15 protein-coding genes are annotated in these 15,273 nt (G+C 63.4%); 6 read left to right on the top strand and 9 right to left on the bottom strand.

Annotated features, from left to right (window positions below):
• Positions 1-120: 120 nt before the first annotated feature.
• The 5 genes from ntrX to dusB form a co-directional block, all read right to left on the bottom strand.
• Positions 121-1,521, bottom strand: a complete 1,401-nt coding sequence (gene ntrX / locus CEW89_RS05060) for a nitrogen assimilation response regulator NtrX (RefSeq protein WP_096807133.1) — start codon at positions 1,519-1,521, stop codon at positions 121-123.
• Between the two features lie 21 nt (positions 1,522-1,542).
• The gene (locus CEW89_RS05065; RefSeq protein ID WP_425321021.1) at positions 1,543-3,819 is read right to left on the bottom strand and encodes a sensor histidine kinase NtrY-like; all 2,277 of its coding nucleotides are present in this window, start codon (positions 3,817-3,819) and stop codon (positions 1,543-1,545) included.
• Positions 3,820-3,959: 140 nt separating this feature from the next.
• The gene (locus CEW89_RS05070; RefSeq protein ID WP_066705023.1) at positions 3,960-5,342 is read right to left on the bottom strand and encodes a response regulator; all 1,383 of its coding nucleotides are present in this window, start codon (positions 5,340-5,342) and stop codon (positions 3,960-3,962) included.
• A 107-nt stretch (positions 5,343-5,449) separates the two neighbouring features.
• Positions 5,450-6,535, bottom strand: a complete 1,086-nt coding sequence (locus CEW89_RS05075; RefSeq protein ID WP_066705021.1) for a two-component system sensor histidine kinase NtrB — start codon at positions 6,533-6,535, stop codon at positions 5,450-5,452.
• Complete coding sequence (dusB, locus tag CEW89_RS05080) at positions 6,532-7,512, bottom strand: tRNA dihydrouridine synthase DusB (RefSeq protein WP_081423818.1); 981 nt, start codon at positions 7,510-7,512, stop codon at positions 6,532-6,534. Before dusB ends, CEW89_RS05075 begins: the two co-directional genes overlap by 4 nt.
• A 168-nt stretch (positions 7,513-7,680) precedes the next feature.
• On the opposite strand from dusB, the gene CEW89_RS05085 reads away from it, so the two are divergent.
• The 4 genes from CEW89_RS05085 to CEW89_RS05100 are packed head-to-tail and all read left to right on the top strand — an operon-like array spanning position 7,681 to position 10,711.
• Complete coding sequence (locus CEW89_RS05085; RefSeq protein ID WP_096805145.1) at positions 7,681-8,874, top strand: bifunctional 2-C-methyl-D-erythritol 4-phosphate cytidylyltransferase/2-C-methyl-D-erythritol 2,4-cyclodiphosphate synthase; 1,194 nt, start codon at positions 7,681-7,683, stop codon at positions 8,872-8,874.
• A gap of 51 nt (positions 8,875-8,925) precedes the next feature.
• Positions 8,926-9,423 carry a phosphatidylglycerophosphatase A family protein gene (locus CEW89_RS05090; RefSeq protein ID WP_066705016.1) on the top strand — a complete coding sequence of 166 codons (498 nt, stop codon included), beginning with the start codon at positions 8,926-8,928 and terminating at the stop codon, positions 9,421-9,423.
• Entirely contained in the window at positions 9,420-9,920 is a 501-nt protein-coding gene (locus CEW89_RS05095; RefSeq protein WP_066705015.1) for a CinA family protein, read from the top strand. Before CEW89_RS05090 ends, CEW89_RS05095 begins: the two co-directional genes overlap by 4 nt.
• Positions 9,921-9,961: 41 nt before the next feature.
• Positions 9,962-10,711 carry a sulfite exporter TauE/SafE family protein gene (locus CEW89_RS05100; RefSeq protein WP_096805146.1) on the top strand — a complete coding sequence of 250 codons (750 nt, stop codon included), beginning with the start codon at positions 9,962-9,964 and terminating at the stop codon, positions 10,709-10,711.
• Between the two features lie 4 nt (positions 10,712-10,715).
• On the opposite strand, the gene CEW89_RS05105 is transcribed toward CEW89_RS05100, so the two are convergent.
• On the bottom strand, positions 10,716-11,162 hold the full coding sequence (locus tag CEW89_RS05105; RefSeq protein ID WP_096805147.1) for a type II toxin-antitoxin system RatA family toxin: 447 nt from the start codon (positions 11,160-11,162) through the stop codon (positions 10,716-10,718).
• Between the two features lie 78 nt (positions 11,163-11,240).
• On the opposite strand from CEW89_RS05105, the gene hpt reads away from it, so the two are divergent.
• Both hpt and CEW89_RS20995 read left to right on the top strand, forming a co-directional pair.
• On the top strand, positions 11,241-11,798 hold the full coding sequence (hpt, locus tag CEW89_RS05110; RefSeq protein ID WP_066705006.1) for a hypoxanthine phosphoribosyltransferase: 558 nt from the start codon (positions 11,241-11,243) through the stop codon (positions 11,796-11,798).
• A complete protein-coding gene (locus CEW89_RS20995) occupies positions 11,795-11,965 on the top strand; it encodes a hypothetical protein (protein ID WP_198403500.1) in 171 nt (56 codons plus the stop codon). Before hpt ends, CEW89_RS20995 begins: the two co-directional genes overlap by 4 nt.
• 29 nt (positions 11,966-11,994) lie before the next feature.
• Here the strand turns inward: CEW89_RS20995 and CEW89_RS05115 are convergent, their stop codons facing one another.
• The 3 genes from CEW89_RS05115 to lipA all read right to left on the bottom strand — a co-directional run bounded on the left by CEW89_RS05115 (position 11,995) and on the right by lipA (position 15,057).
• Entirely contained in the window at positions 11,995-12,885 is an 891-nt protein-coding gene (locus CEW89_RS05115) for a LysR family transcriptional regulator (RefSeq protein WP_096805148.1), read from the bottom strand.
• A 105-nt stretch (positions 12,886-12,990) separates the two neighbouring features.
• The gene (locus CEW89_RS05120; protein ID WP_096805149.1) at positions 12,991-14,106 is read right to left on the bottom strand and encodes a THUMP domain-containing class I SAM-dependent RNA methyltransferase; all 1,116 of its coding nucleotides are present in this window, start codon (positions 14,104-14,106) and stop codon (positions 12,991-12,993) included.
• Positions 14,107-15,057, bottom strand: coding sequence for a lipoyl synthase (lipA, locus tag CEW89_RS05125; protein WP_066705002.1), 951 nt, complete (start codon positions 15,055-15,057; stop codon positions 14,107-14,109). It abuts the gene before it with no gap.
• Positions 15,058-15,273 lie beyond the last annotated feature (216 nt).

A 15,273-nucleotide genomic window follows, 5' to 3' on the forward strand; every position in this document is an offset into this window, starting at 1 on the left:
GGTGCGCGCAGGGCTTTCGCTTCGCCACAGGCTTGGCACGGAATATCAGGGGCGTCAACGCACCCGCATGCCGCCCGGGCCTCCGGGTGCCGTTGCGTCACCCCATGCCGCCCGCCCCGCTCAGTCGGTTTCCTCGACATAGGCCATCCGGCCACCCTGCTTGTTGCCGGTCACCACGCCCAGCGACTTGAGCTTGCGGTGCAGCGCCGAGCGCTCCATGCCCACGAAGGTTGCAGTGCGGGAAATATTGCCGCCGAACCGGTTGATCTGGGTCAGCAGGTATTCGCGTTCGAACACCTCGCGCGCCTCCCGAAGCGGCAGGGTCGCGATCGCAGGCGACAGCATCGCCCGCCCGTCGTCCTCGCGCACACCGTCCTCGTTGGGCAATTCGTCGGCCTCGATCAGCCCGGTGCTGTCGCCGAGGATCAACACCCGTTCGATGACGTTCTTGAGCTGGCGCACGTTGCCCGGCCAGGCCATGGTCTGAAGCATCGCCGCGGCATCTTCGGACAGATCGCGCAGCGGCAAGCCCTGTTCCCGGTTCAGCTTCTCGATGAAATACCGTGCCAGTTCCGGGATGTCCTCCCGGCGTTTTTCGAGCGCGGGCACCTCGATCGGCACCACGTTCAGCCGGTGATACAGTTCTTCGCGGAACCGCCCCGCCTCGATCTCCGCCAGAAGATCGCGCGAGGTCGAGGACACCACCCGCAGATCGACCGACACCCTGGCATTGCCGCCCACGCGGGTGAAGCGCTGATCGACCAACACCCGCAGGATCTTCGACTGGGTGCCAAGCGGCATGTCGGCAACCTCGTCGAAATAGATCACGCCGCCGTTGGCCTCCTCGAGAAGCCCCTTCTCGACGCCCCGCTCCGGCGTCTCGCGCCCGAACAGCACCTCTTCCATCCGGTCCGGTTCGATGGTCGCGGACGAAACCGTGACAAACGGCGCCTCGCGCCGCTCGGAGCCGGCGTGAATGAACCGCGCCGCCACTTCCTTGCCGACCCCTGCACCGCCCGTCAGCATCACCCGACCGTTGGATTTCGTCACCTTCTCAAGGTTGCTCTTGAGCTGCTTGAACGCCGCCGAGACGCCGATCATTTCCAGATCGCCCGAGCCCGAGCGTTTCAGCGTGGCGTTCTCCCGGCGCAGACGCGAGGTCTCCATGGCGCGCGTGATCACCACCATGAGCTGGTCGATGTTGAACGGTTTCTCGATGAAATCGTAAGCGCCCTGTTTGATCGCCGCGACGGCGATTTCGATATTCCCGTGACCGGAAATGATGATGATCGGCACTTCCGGGTGCTCGCGCTTGACATGTTTCAGGATGTCGATCCCGTCCATGTCGCTGTCCTTCAGCCAGATGTCGAGGATCATCAGCGCCGGAACGCCCGCGTCGATTTCCTTCAGGCATTCGTCCGAATTCGCGGCCAGCCGCGTCTCAAAGCCCTCATCCTGCAAAATATCCCCGATCAGCTCGCGAATATCGCGCTCATCGTCGACGATCAGAATATCAGACATCATTCACTCCAGACTTCATCTTTACACCGCAAGTTCTTGTTTTTCTTCAACACGCTCATCGCCTGCAACAGCGATGCGAATGGTCGCACAGGCCCCGATCCGGCCCGTGTCATCCAGAGGCGCCCCGTCGGTCAGCGTCAGCGTCCCGCCGTGTTCCTCGATGATCTTCTTGACGATCGGCAGGCCCAGCCCGGTACCTTTTTCCCGCGTCGTCACATAGGGTTCGAACAGCCGCGAACGATCCTCCGGCAGGCCGATGCCGTTGTCCGTCACCGTGATCACCGCCTCCTGATCGTCGCATTGCATGGCCACGAGAATGCGCGGCTCATAGCCCTGAGGAATTCCGCATTCCTCAAGACTTTCAATTGCTTCTCCGGCGTTCTTGATCAAATTTGTGAGCGCCTGCCCGATCATCGTCGCATCGACTTCAGCCAACGCCGTGGTCGGTTCGATCCGCGCCGTGATCTTCACATCCGGCTGGGCATTCTGCTGCAACAGCACCGCGCCCTTCACCAGCTCGACCAGATCGTGCTCGCGCCGCTCCGGGCTTGGCATCCGGGCGAATTTCGAGAATTCGTCGACGATCCGGCGCAGATCACCGGTCTGGCGCACGATGACCTGAGTATATTGCTCAAGATCCGCGCGCGCCTCCTCATCAAGCCCGCGTCCGAATTTGCGCAGGATGCGTTCGGCGGACAATTGAATGGGCGTCAGCGGGTTCTTGATCTCATGCGCGATCCGTCGCGCCACATCGCCCCAGGCCGCCAGCCGCTGTGCACTCACAAGATCCGTCACGTCGTCAAAGGCCACCACATAGCCCTCAAGCGCACCTTCGACGTCACGTCGGGTGGCGATCCGCACCAAAAGGCTTTCCTGCGCGCCGGACCGAATGAGCCGCAACTCCTCCTGTGCCACCTCGCGTTTCTGGCTGCGCAACAGGTCGAAGAGCGGACCGAATTCCGGCACGACAACGGCCAGCGCCTCGCCGGTCACGTCGCGCTCGCCAAGATTCAAAAGCGCCTGCGCCGAGCGGTTCAGAAGCGTCACACGGCCCTCCGCGTCCAGCCCCACAACCCCCGCCGTCACCGAGGACAGCACGGAATCGAACAGCCGGCGGCGATGCTCGATCTGGGCGTTGCGCTCCAGCAATTCGTCGCGCTGCACCTTCACCTGACCGGTCATCTGGTTGAACACACGACCCAGTGTGGCGATCTCGTCCTGCCCCTCTTCCTCGGGCACACGCACCGAAAGATCGCCTTCGCCCACCTTCTGCGCCGCGCCCGCCAGCCGCCCGATCGGCTGCGCCAGCCGTTCGGCGAACCACAGACCGAGCCAGGTCGCGGCCAGAATGAGGATGATGGCAAAGCCGATGTACAAGAGACCGAATTCGAACAACAGCCGCCCGCGCTCGCTTTCCAACTGGTTGTACAGCGCGATGCTGTCCTGGGTCTCATCGAGCAGGTTGAGGATCTTGCCGTCCACATCGCGGGTCACGTAGAGATAGCGGTCGGAAAAGCCCGCCAGACGCTGAAGCGCCCGGCTCTCGTTGCGGTCCCAATCGTCGATCAGAACCAGTTCGCCGGTCTCCGCCCGCGCCCGTTGCGCCTCCGTCGGTTTCTCGTAATTGAACAGATAGGAACGCTCGCCCCGCGCCTTGATCTCGCCCGCCCGGTCGATGACATAGCCCTCGCGCAGACCGCGCTGGATGAGCCCCTGCCCCTGGTTGAGCACCTGCCGCAAGTCGCCGTCGGACAGAATCGTGACCTGGCGGCGTCGATCAATGATGAAATTCGCCAAGGCGCGGGTGTCGTCGGCCAGACCGTCACGATGTTCGGTCTCATAGGCCTTCGCCGCTTCCAGAGACGAGCCCACCACGTTGCGCACCCGGTCGGAAAACCAGCCCTCGAGGCCGAAATTCACCGTCACCACGGCGAAGACAGCCACCATGACGGTCGGGATGAGCGCCAGAAGCACGAAGGCCCCCGACAGGCGCAGGTGCAGCCGCGAGCCCTCGGAATGCGCCCGGCGCGCGGCGACCACACTGGCGATGCGCTGCGCCACGAGCCCCGCGACGACAATGATATAGACCACATCGGCCAAAAGCACGCCGCGCAGCACGGAAGAGGCCGGGCCATGGTCGAGCGGCCCCAAAACGAGGAAGGTCAGCACCGCCAGCAGCGGCCCGAGAACGAACACGGCAAGGGTCGCCGCATTCTGCAACCGCCGTTGCCGCCGAAGCCGCATCAGCCTGTGCCAGCTTTGCCGACCGATTCTTTGTGCCACGGGCTTTTGCGCCATGGACCGTACCCTCGTACTGCTCAAAACCAGCCCCGCGCGCCCCATTATTCATGGGGTTTGACGCAAGACACCGTGGCAGAGACAGCGCAGCGGAGTGTCATTCCGGTCACTGCGCCCTATTCGGCACGGATGTGGCCTTTTTACATCAGCTTGCGACGGCGTGTCACCTGAATATCGAGGTCATTGATCTTTTTCCGCAAGGTATTGCGGTTGATGCCAAGCAAATCGGCACATTTGGCCTGATTTCCCCCGACCGCATCGAGCGCGATCTCGATCAGCGGCCCCTCGACCTCTTTCAGAATCCGCTGATAAAGGCCCGGCGGCGGCAGCACGCCCCCATGCAGGTCGAAATAGCGACGCAGATGCTTGGCCACCGACGACGACAGCTTCTCGCCCTCGCCCCCGCCCTGCAGCGGTTCCATCGCGGGCTGGTTGCCCAGCACGGTCTCGACCTCCATCCGGGTGATTTCCTCCTCCGGCGAGGTTACGATCAGACGACGAATGGTGTTCTCCAACTGGCGCACGTTGCCCGGCCAGCTATAGGCCCGCACCAGATCCATCGCCTCGCCGGTGAAGCGGCGCGCCGACAGCCCGTCGCGCTCGGCCTTCGAGAGGAAGAACTCCGCCAGCAGCGGAATGTCGTCCACCCGCTCGCGTAGCGAGGGCACGGAAATCGTCACGCCGCCCAAGCGGTAGAACAGGTCCTGACGGAAGGCACCGCTTTCCATCTTGGCCGAAAGATTGGCCTGCGAGGTCGCCATGATGCGTGGCGCGTTGTCGGTAAAGCTGTCGAGCATGCGCACGATGCGGGCCTGCGCTTCCTCATCGAGATCGCCGACCTCATCGAACAGGATCGAGCCGTTCCGGGCCTTGGAAATCACCGCCGCCGGGCCTTCCATCGTTGCCAGATCGGAGGCGGAGACCACCACGAACGGCAGGCTACGACGGTCGGAGAAATCGTGGATCGCGCGGGCAATCAGGCTTTTGCCGGTGCCGCTCTCGCCGGTGATCAGCACCGGCAGATCGGTGTTCATCACGCGCGCGACAAGCCGGTACAGCGTCTGCATCGCGGGCGTGCGCCCCACCAGCGGCAGGTCTTCCTGCGGCGCGCCCAGTTCCGACGGCGCCTTGGCGGTCGACGGCGCCGGATTGGCGCGACGCTTGACCTCGAGCGCCTTGGCCGCGCGCTTCATCAGGTCGGGAAGGTCGAAGGGCTTCGGCAGATAGTCGAAGGCCTCGGCCTCGGCGGCCTGAATGGCCGTCATGATGGTGTTCTGCGCCGAGATCACGATCACCGGCAGGCCGGGGCGCAGTTCGGCGATGCGCGGCAGGCTCTCAAGCCCGTTGCCATCGGGCATCATCACATCGGAGATCACCAGATCGCCTTTGCCCTCTTCCACCCAGCGCATCAGCGTGACCAGAGACGAGGTCGCATGCACCTTGCAGCCCGCGCGGGTCAGCGCCTGGGTCAGGACCGTGCGGATCGTGCGGTCGTCATCGGCGACGAGGATCGTGCCATCCATAGTATTCTCTCCTTGTCAGTCTCGCATCGAGCCCATCGGCCCGCGCGCAGCCCCCTTCTCTGCGGGGTTTTTCTCAACTTTATGACCTGTCACGCGCATGTCACTCTTTATTTCGGCTCACTCTTTCTCGGTTCGCGCGGCGCGACCGGAAGCGAGATGCGGAACACGGTTCTGCCGGGCACGGAATCCACGGAAATCCAACCCTCGTGATCGGAAATAATCTTCGACACCAGTGCAAGGCCCAGCCCCGTGCCGTTCTCGCGCCCCGAGACGAAGGGCTCGAACACATCGGCGGCAATCTCCGGCGGAAGTCCAGGGCCGTCGTCGATGATCTCGACCTGAAGCGGCAGCGCCGCCCCCGTGCCGTCCTTGCGCCGCAGGCGCAGCGACAGGTCGTAGAAGGTCCGAAGCCGGATCGTACCGCCCCCCTTGCCCGCCGCCTCAGAGGCGTTTTTGATCAGATTCAGAAACACCTGAAGGATCTGATCACCATCGACGAAGGTGGGTGGCAGAGAGGGGTCGAACTCCTCAATGAATTTCATGTTCGCGCCGTAAGACAACTCGGCGGATTTGCGTGCCCGGTCCAAGAGGTCGTGAATGTTGATCGGGCGTTTCGCGGGCGGGCGCAGGTTGCCGAATTGCTCCACCTGCTCCAGAAGCGCCACGATCCGGCGGCTCTCAGCCACGATCAGATCGGTCAGCTCCAGATCCTCCGGCGTGAGGCTCATCGACAAAAGCTGCGCCGCGCCCGTGATGCCCGCCAGCGGGTTCTTGATCTCATGCGCCAGCATTTCCGCCATGCCAATGGCCGAGCGCGCCGAGGTCTTGACCTGATGTGCCCGGCCCAGCCGGTCGGCGATCTGGCGCGGTTCCATCAGCAGGACAAGCCAGTTGTCCATACCCTGCAAGGGCGCGATCTGGATGTTGCACTGCACCGGCGCCGCATTGCCGCCCGAGACATCGACATTGTTGATAAACAAGGGGGAATCGTCACGCCGCACACGTCCGAAGGCCTCTTCCAGAGGTGCGTCGATGGCGAGCTTGTCGAACACCGGCACGCCGGTCAGCGCCTTGGCGGAGGCGTTGAGAAACAGCTCGGCGGCAGAATTGACCTCGACGATCTGGTCATCCGCGTCGATCATGATCGCGGGCACCGGCAGCGAGGGCCAGAGCATGTCGAAACGATGTGTCATGCGGCGCAGACCTCCCCGCTCAGTGCTTCGGGCAGCAGCGCGAACACGTCGCGCGGCGATTTTTGCGTCAAAACGCGCTTGCGCAGCGCATCCGCCGTGCCCGCCGTATCCATGTACCAGCCCAGATGTTTGCGCATCACCCGACCGCCCAAGGCTTCGCCATAAAACGTGAGCCCTGCCTCGTAATGACCCGCGACCATGTCGGCGAAATCCTTGCCCTCGGGGCGCGCGGGCATTGGTGCACCGGTCAGGTTCGCAGCGACCTGCGCCAAAATCCACGGACGCCCCTGCGCGCCCCGCCCGATCATCACCCCGTCGGCCCCCGATTGCGCCAGCGCCATCCGCGCAGCCTCGGGGCTGGTAATGTCGCCATTGGCGATCACCGGGATCGCCACCACGTCCTTCACCGCCCGGATCGCCGCCCAATCGGCGCGCCCCTTGTAGAACTGGCACCGCGTCCGGCCATGGATCGTGATCATCTGAATGCCCGCCTCTTCGGCGCGTTTCGCCAGTTCCGGCGCGTTCAACAGCGCGTCGTCCCACCCAAGCCGGGTTTTCAGCGTCACGGGTACGGCAACCGCCCCCACCACCGCTTCGATCAGGCTCAACGCATGATCGAGATCGCGCATCAGCGCCGAGCCGGAATAACCCGACACCACCTTTTTCGCCGGACAGCCCATGTTGATGTCGATGATCTGCGCGCCATTGTCTTCGGCCATTTTTGCCGCGAGCGCCATCGGCTCCGCCTCGCGCCCCGCAAGCTGCACGGCGGTGTTCTCGACCCCGAAGCCAAGCTCCGCCTTCTCGCGCGCGCCCGGACGCGCGTTCAGCATGTCATGCGAGGCGACCATCTCCGACACCACCAACCCCGCACCGAAAGACGCGACCAGATCGCGAAACGGCAGGTCCGTGATGCCAGCCATGGGGGCCAGGAACACGGGCGGGTCCAGTGCGAGTTGCGCCAATTCAACGGGCAAGCGATTAATCCTTGAGCATTTCGGACAGAGGTAGCGGTCACAGCCGCGAGTCGCAAAGGATCGCGGCGAAAAATGTGGCGAAAAACACGTTATGCATAAAATTTAACCATCCCTCAGGTCAAAAACAGCGCATTGCAAGCCTGCGCGCCACCGATTATGCCAAAACCCATGACAAAAATCGCAGCTCTGATCGTCGCCGCCGGACGCGGCACCCGCGCGGGCGGGGAGATGCCGAAGCAATGGCAAAGGCTGGGGACCGCCCCCACAGCCCTGCGCGTCATCGACCATGCCATCTCCGCCTTTCGCCCGCATGTCGCGCGCATCGTCGTCGTGCATCACGCGGACGATTTCGATCTGGCGCAAAGCCTTGAAAACGTGACGCTTGTTTCCGGTGGCGCGACCCGATCGGCTTCCGTGAAGGCGGGGCTTGAGGCACTTTCCGGTCAGGATTTCGACAGGGTTCTGATCCATGACGCGGCCCGCGCCCTGATCCCTACCGAGGTGATCGAAGGCGTGCTCACCGCACTCGAAACCCACGAGGGCGCAGCACCTGCGCTCATGGTCACGGATGCACTTTGGTTGGGCGCGTCCTCGCAAAACGCCGCTGAAACAGGCATTCTTGTCGAGGGCACCCGCGACCGCAGCGGGCTGTATCGCGCCCAGACGCCGCAGGGTTTTGTCTTCGACGCCATTCTGACCGCCCACCGCGCCTTTCAAGGCGAGGCCGCCGACGATGTCGAAGTGGCCCGCGCCCATGGCCTCGCGGTTGCGATCACCGAAGGCTCGGAAGAGAATTTCAAGATCACCCACCCCGGCGATTTCGCCCGGGCCGACGCAGTTCTGCGTCAAAGACAACAGGAGAAGGCAGCGATGGAAATCCGCCCCGATATACGCTTGGGCAATGGCTATGACGTGCACCGTTTCGGCGAGGGCGACCATGTCTGGCTCTGCGGCGTGAAACTCCCGCACGGGCGCAGCCTTCAGGGCCATTCCGACGCCGATGTCGGCATGCATGCGCTCACCGATGCGATTTACGGCGCACTGGCGCGCGGCGACATCGGTCAGCATTTTCCGCCCTCGGACCCGCAATGGAAAGGCGCCGAAAGCCATATCTTCCTGCGCCATGCCATCGGGCTTGCGCGCGAGATGGGTTATGAGATGATGAATTGCGACGTCACTCTGGTCTGCGAACGTCCCAAGGTGGGACCCCATGCCGCCTCGATGCGCGCCGCTCTGGCGGATATCATGGGCGTCGATGTGGAGAAAGTCTCGGTCAAGGCGACCACCTCCGAGCGGCTCGGCTTCACCGGGCGCGAAGAGGGCATCGCGTCGCTCGCGACTGCCGCCCTGATCAAGAGCTGAGCGACAAAACCGCGGCAAAGGCCCCGGTCAAAGACCTGAAGGAGACCCCGGATGAACCCCTATGCGGAACTGATCGCGACCCTCGCCAAGATCGGCTACATGAAACCCGCCTCCGGCACCTGGGGCTCCGCCGCCGCCGTGCCGCTGTTCTGGGCGCTGCATGAAAGCCTCGGCGTCCCCGGCGTGCTGATCGGCACAGCGGTGGCCTTTGTCGCAGGCCTCTGGGCCACCCAGAAAATGACCGCAAACAGCGACAACGAAGACCCCTCCGAGATCGTCATCGACGAGCTGGTCGGCATGTGGATCGCGCTCATCCCGGTCTCCATCGGCTCCGCCATGGCCGGTATGCCCTCCACCACGCTCTGGCCCGCATGGCCCACCGCCTTTCTCGCCTTCCGCCTGTTCGACATCTGGAAACCGGGCCCCATCGGCTGGGCCGACCGGCGCGGCGATGCGCTTGGTGTGATGCTCGACGACGTCATCGCGGGCGTCTTCGCCGCCGTCGTCGTTCTGGTCTTTGCAGGCGTCTATCACGGTCTGATCCAATGAGCGCGCATGCCACTACCCTGCCCCTCGCGCTGGCCGAAGAGGTGCTTGCGCTGGCCCGCACCGCAGGCCTGATGATCGCCACCGCCGAAAGCTGCACCGGCGGGCTGATCGTCGGCACGCTGACCGAGATCCCCGGCTCCTCCGACGTGGTGGATCGCGGCTATGTCACCTATTCAAACACCGCCAAGCGCGAGATGATCGGTGTTTCGCCTGTGACGCTCGCCGAACATGGTGCGGTCTCCGAACAGGTGGCCCAGGAGATGGCGGAAGGCGCGCTTGCGAAATCCATGGCCGGGATCGCTGTCGCCGTCACCGGCATCGCAGGCCCGGGCGGTTCGGAGCACAAGCCCGAAGGCCGGGTCTGTTTCGGCCTTGCCCGCAAGGGCGCGGTCACCGTGGTGGAAACCGTGGAATTCGGTCCCTTGGGCCGGGCGGGCGTGCGTGGCGCAACGGTGGAGCATGCGCTCGAAATGCTGCGCTCGGCGCTCAGGACATAAGAGCATAAAATCGGCGGGCACGCGCCGGATCGGGAGGAAACATGATCGACATTCTGCTGGTGCTCGTCGCCGGGCTCTTGGGCGGCATGCTCAATGCCGTTGCGGGCGGTGGCACCTTCCTGACCCTGCCCGCGCTGATCTTCGCGGGCGTGCCTGCCGTGTCCGCCAATGCCACCGCCACGCTCTGCGCCCTGCCCGGCTATGTCAGCAGCGTCTGGGCCTATCGCCGCGACCTGCACACCACCGCCAATATGCCCGCCCTGCGCATGATCGCCGTCTCGGCCCTCGGCGGCCTTCTTGGCGCGGGGCTGCTGCTCATTACCCCCAATGACACGTTTCTCATCGCCGTGCCCGGCCTCATGGCGCTGGCGACCCTGCTCTTTGCCGGCGGGCCGCAACTGATCCGGCGCCTTTTGGCCCGCGACATGCTGGCGCCTACAGGCGCGGCCATCGCGCTGTTGCTGGTGTCGATCTATGGCGGCTATTTCAACGGCGGGCTGGGGATCATGCTCCTCGCGGTGCTGGGCCTCATCGGCTACACCGACCTGCATGCCATGAACGGGCTGAAAAACGCGCTGTCGGTGCTTTTGTCGCTGGTCTCCGCCGTGACCTATGCGCTCGCAGGCGTCATCGCCTGGGACTATGCCGCGCTTCTGGCCGGAGCGATGATCGCGGGCGGATTTTTAGGCGCGCATTTCGCCCGCCGCATCCGCAACACCGCCCGGCTCAAACAGTTCATCGTGCTGGTCGGCGTGGTGATGACCGTGATCTTCACGGTTCGGCTGTTCTGAGCGCTTAGCTGTACAACTCCTGCGCCCGGCGCTCGAACGCCCGGACGATGCGCTGCATCGCCTCGTTGAACACCACGCCGATCACGCCTTGCAGGATCGCGTTCTTGAATTCGAAATCGACAAAGAACTCGATGTCACAACCGCCATCCGCGGCGGGTGTAAAGACCCACCAGCTTTTCATATAGCGAAACGGCCCGTCGAGATATTCCGTGTCGATCTTGCGCTCCGCCGGGTAGAGTTTGACCCGAGAGCCGAATTTCTCGCGGAACACTTTGAACGAGATCACCAGATCGGCCAGCATCAACTCGTGGTCGCCCATGTCCGTGCGCGAGCGGATGCGCGCGGCGGCGTTCCACGGCAGGAATTTCGGGTAATTCTCCACATCCGCCACAAGCGCGTACATCTGATCGGCGCTGTAGGGGAGGTGTTTTGTTTCCTGATGCGTCGGCATGGTCTCTGGTCTGTCTTTGTCCGGCCTGATACATCTATGGCCGAGACGGAAAATGCAAGAGTCCAAAGAGGGGACAGCATGACGCAGCGGCCATATCACATCGACACCATGATCTCGGCCAAGGCCATCGCGGCGCGGATCGAGGATCTCGCAAAAGAAATCCGGCGCGCCTACAAGGACACGGACAAACTCGTGGTCGTGGGTCTGCTGCGCGGGTCTTTCGTGTTCATCGCCGATCTGGTGCGCGAACTGGACATGAATGTCGAGGTCGATTTCCTCGAAGCCTCCTCCTATGGCGACGGCACGGAATCCTCTCGCGAAGTGCGCATCCTCAAGGACCTGCGCAACCCGATCGAGGGCCGTGACGTGTTGGTGGTCGAAGACATCGTCGACACCGGCCACACCCTCTCCGCCGTCATCAAGCTCTTGAAATCGCGCAAACCGCGCAAGCTCGAGACCATCGCCCTTCTGGACAAACCCGCCCGCCGCGAGGTCGATCTCAAGGCCACATGGATCGGCTTTGAAATCCCCGACGCTTTCGTCGTGGGCTATGGCATCGACTATGCGCAGGCCAACCGCAACCTGCCCTTCATCGGCTCCGTGGTCTTCGACGACGCACCGGAAACGCCCGCATGACCCCCATGCACTGGCTGCTGCGCGCCAAACGCTGGTCGCAAAATCCACCTTCGGCGAAACGGGTCGTCTTCATCTTCGCCATCGTCGCCACCTGTCTGGCAATTGTCCTTGTGGAAAAACTCTTCGGCCTGCCGGCCTGGATGCAGATCAACGGCGGACCCCGTTAAGGACCCGCCGCATATCCGAGGATGTCGGATTACTGCCCCGGCACCAGAACCTTGCCCATCAGATGCGGTTCCTCCGCCTCCAGCGCCGCCGCGATCCGGGCGCGTGCCTGCCGCAGACGCGGCGCATCGGCCAGATCGGCATGCGAGGCCACAAAGACCGGCAAAGGTGCCAGATCGACCACCGGCTCCACGGGCACGAGCTTCGGCGCGGCATTGCCAAGCACCACCGGCAACATCACCCGACCGATGCCGGTTTCCGCCAGCGCCTTGAGCGTCAGGAAACTGTCGGCGGCGGCCACGAAGGTGACTTTGCGCCGCTCCAGCTCCTCGCGCAGCTTCTGCGCCGCATGCGAGCGTCCGATTGCGCCCGTCAGCCCGATCCAGCGGTCCGCCGGCACCTCGGTCGAGCGGGCATAGAACCCGAACCGCATCTGTGCCGCCATCTCGCCATGCAGTTCTTCCGGCAGTTTGAACGTCGGGCGAACCGTCACATCGGCATGCAGCCGCGACAGATCCAGATGCGCGTTGTTCGAGATCAGCTCGAAGGACAGTTCCTTCTCATGCGCCGACAGACGCGTCAGGAGCGGCGGAAGCACCACCTGACAGAAGGTGTCCGTCGATGTCACCCGGATCACCCCCGCAAGCGGCGCCTCGCCCGCCCGCGCCAGACGTTCGACCGCACTCACCGCGGCCTCCACCTCGCGCGCAGCCTCGATCAGCCGCAATTTCTCCGGCGCGATTTCATAACCGCGCACGGATTTCTCGAACAGTTCGACGCCGAGCCGCTTTTCGATCCCCGCCACGCGCCGCAAGACGGTGGCATGGTTGACGCCCAACTCACGCGCCGCACCGGATACCGACCCCGTCCGCGCCACGGCGAGCACGAAGCGGTAATCATCCCAATTCGGCCTGTGCATCATTTCAAAACCTCCCCTCCTATACGCACGTATATTAGCATAGGAATGTGAGAAAATGCCTTGAGAGAGATCACATTTGAAGCGATTTTTGCACGGCCCGGTGCAAAATCAGGCCTGCAAAACTGCAGTCCTGTATAACCGCACCTTGAGCCCGCCATGGGCAATCGGTGCGGAAAGCGGCTCCCAGGGCAGCCCCGTGGCCTGCGCCAGTTGCCCGTCGGAGGTAATCATGCCGACCCGCCAACCGGTGAAACGCTCCCGCATCACCTGCCCGAAGGCGCCGTAAAGCGCGTAGAGGTCTTTCTTTTTGCCGATCCTCGCGCCATAGGGCGGGTTGACGATCACCAGACCGGGCTGGCCCTCGGGCCGTTCGACCTCCGAGACCGGCACGGGTTTGAACGTGCAAAGATCGGCCACGTCGGCGCGTTCGGCATTGTCGGTCGCCATGCGAACAACATTCACATTGCGATCAGACCCGCAAAACCGCAAAGCCGTTTCGCGTTCCCGCCAGTTCGCTTTGATTTTTTGCACAACCTGCGCATCGAACGGCGCGAGATGCTCGAAGGCAAAGCCACGCGCACGACCGGGCATCTGCCCCCGCGCCCATTCCGCCGCCTCGATCACAAAGGTCCCCGAACCGCACATCGGATCGAGCACCGGTTCACGCCCGTCATAACCGCAGGCCCGCAGAAAGAGCGCCGCCATGGTTTCGCGCATCGGCGCCTTGCCGACGCCCGCCTTGTAGCCGCGCTTATGCAGCGCCTCGCCGGAGGTGTCGACCGACAGGATCACATTGTCATCCTCGATCCGCACCTTGAGCACCACCTCGGCCTCGGCCGACACAGGCGCGCCCAATTCCTCGGTGATCGCGCGCTCGATGCGTTCCTGCGCGGCGCCTGCGTGGTAAATCTTGTTGCGCTTGCCGGTGACGACCTCGACCCGGAACGGCACATCGGGCCTCAGCACCTCACCCCAGGGAAATTTGCGCGCCCGCTTGTCGAGCTGCGCCAGATGAAACGCCCGGAACGTGCCGATCCGCGCCAACACACGCGCAGCCCCCCGCAGCACCAGATTGGCCCGCACCACGTCGTCCCAGGTGCCTTCAAAAGTCACGCCCCCGCCCACGGCGACAGGCGACGGAAACCCCGCCTCCACCGCCTCGGCCAGAAGATACGGCTCAAGCCCCGGCTGCGTGCCGAGGAAAATTTCAAATGTTCCCGACACTTACGCCTGACCGAGTTTCTTCAGGCGGTTTTCGCGCAGACGGGCGAAATCGTCGCCCGCATGATAGGACGAGCGCGTTAGAGGCGTGGCGGAGACCATCAGGAAGCCCTTGTTGATCGCGGCTTTTTCGTAGCTTTTGAACTCATCCGGCGTGATGAACTCGGCGACACGGTGGTGTTTCGGCGTCGGTTGAAGATACTGACCGATGGTCATGAAGTCGATGTCGGCGGCGCGCATGTCGTCCATGACTTGCAGCACCTCGGGGCGTTTCTCGCCCAGCCCCACCATGATGCCGGATTTGGTGAACATCGTCGGATCAAGCTCCTTCACCCGCTGCAACAGCCGCAGGGAGTGGAAGTAACGCGCACCGGGGCGCACCTCGTGATAGAGGCCCGGCACGGTCTCGAGGTTGTGGTTGAACACGTCGGGCTTGGCCGCGACCACCGTTTCCAGCGCCGAAGGGTCGCATTTCAGGAAATCCGGCGTGAGAATTTCGATGGTGGTCTCCGGCGAGCGTTTGCGGACCGCGCGGATGGTCATGGCGAAATGCTCCGCGCCCCCGTCCTCAAGATCGTCGCGGTCCACCGAGGTAATCACCACATGTTTGAGCCCGAGTTTCTGAACCGCATCGGCCACGCGCCCCGGCTCAAAAACGTCCAACGCATCGGGGCGCCCGGTGGCGACATTGCAGAAGGTACAACCCCGGGTACAAATCTCGCCCATGATCATCATGGTGGCATGGCCCTGCGACCAGCATTCACCCGCGTTCGGACAGCCCGCCTCTTCGCAGACCGTCACGAGTTTATGCTCGCGCATGATCTTGTGCGTGTCCATGTAGCCCTTCGAGGTCGGCGCCTTGACCCGGATCCAGCTCGGCTTCTTCGGCTGAGCATTGTCGGGACGATGCGCCTTTTCGGGGTGACGCTGATCGGGAATCTTGAGATCACGCATGGCGGGGGTCTTTTCCGTTTGGGCTTTTCCGTTTGGACCACGATATAGGCAAGCTGCCTGCAAATGTCTCGCGAAAACCGCGCATCTTGCCCGCATCTCGCCTGTGCAGCGATTTCTGCTGCAGGCACATTGATAGCTCGTTTAGAATCGCTCTAAAAGATGCGGCATAATGAAGCGCCTCCCTGCACGGAGAAGCGCAAGCTCAAGGAGTTTTCC

Origin of the sequence: Celeribacter ethanolicus (assembly GCF_002407265.1) — a bacterium.
GTDB classification, from domain to species: domain Bacteria; phylum Pseudomonadota; class Alphaproteobacteria; order Rhodobacterales; family Rhodobacteraceae; genus Celeribacter; species Celeribacter ethanolicus.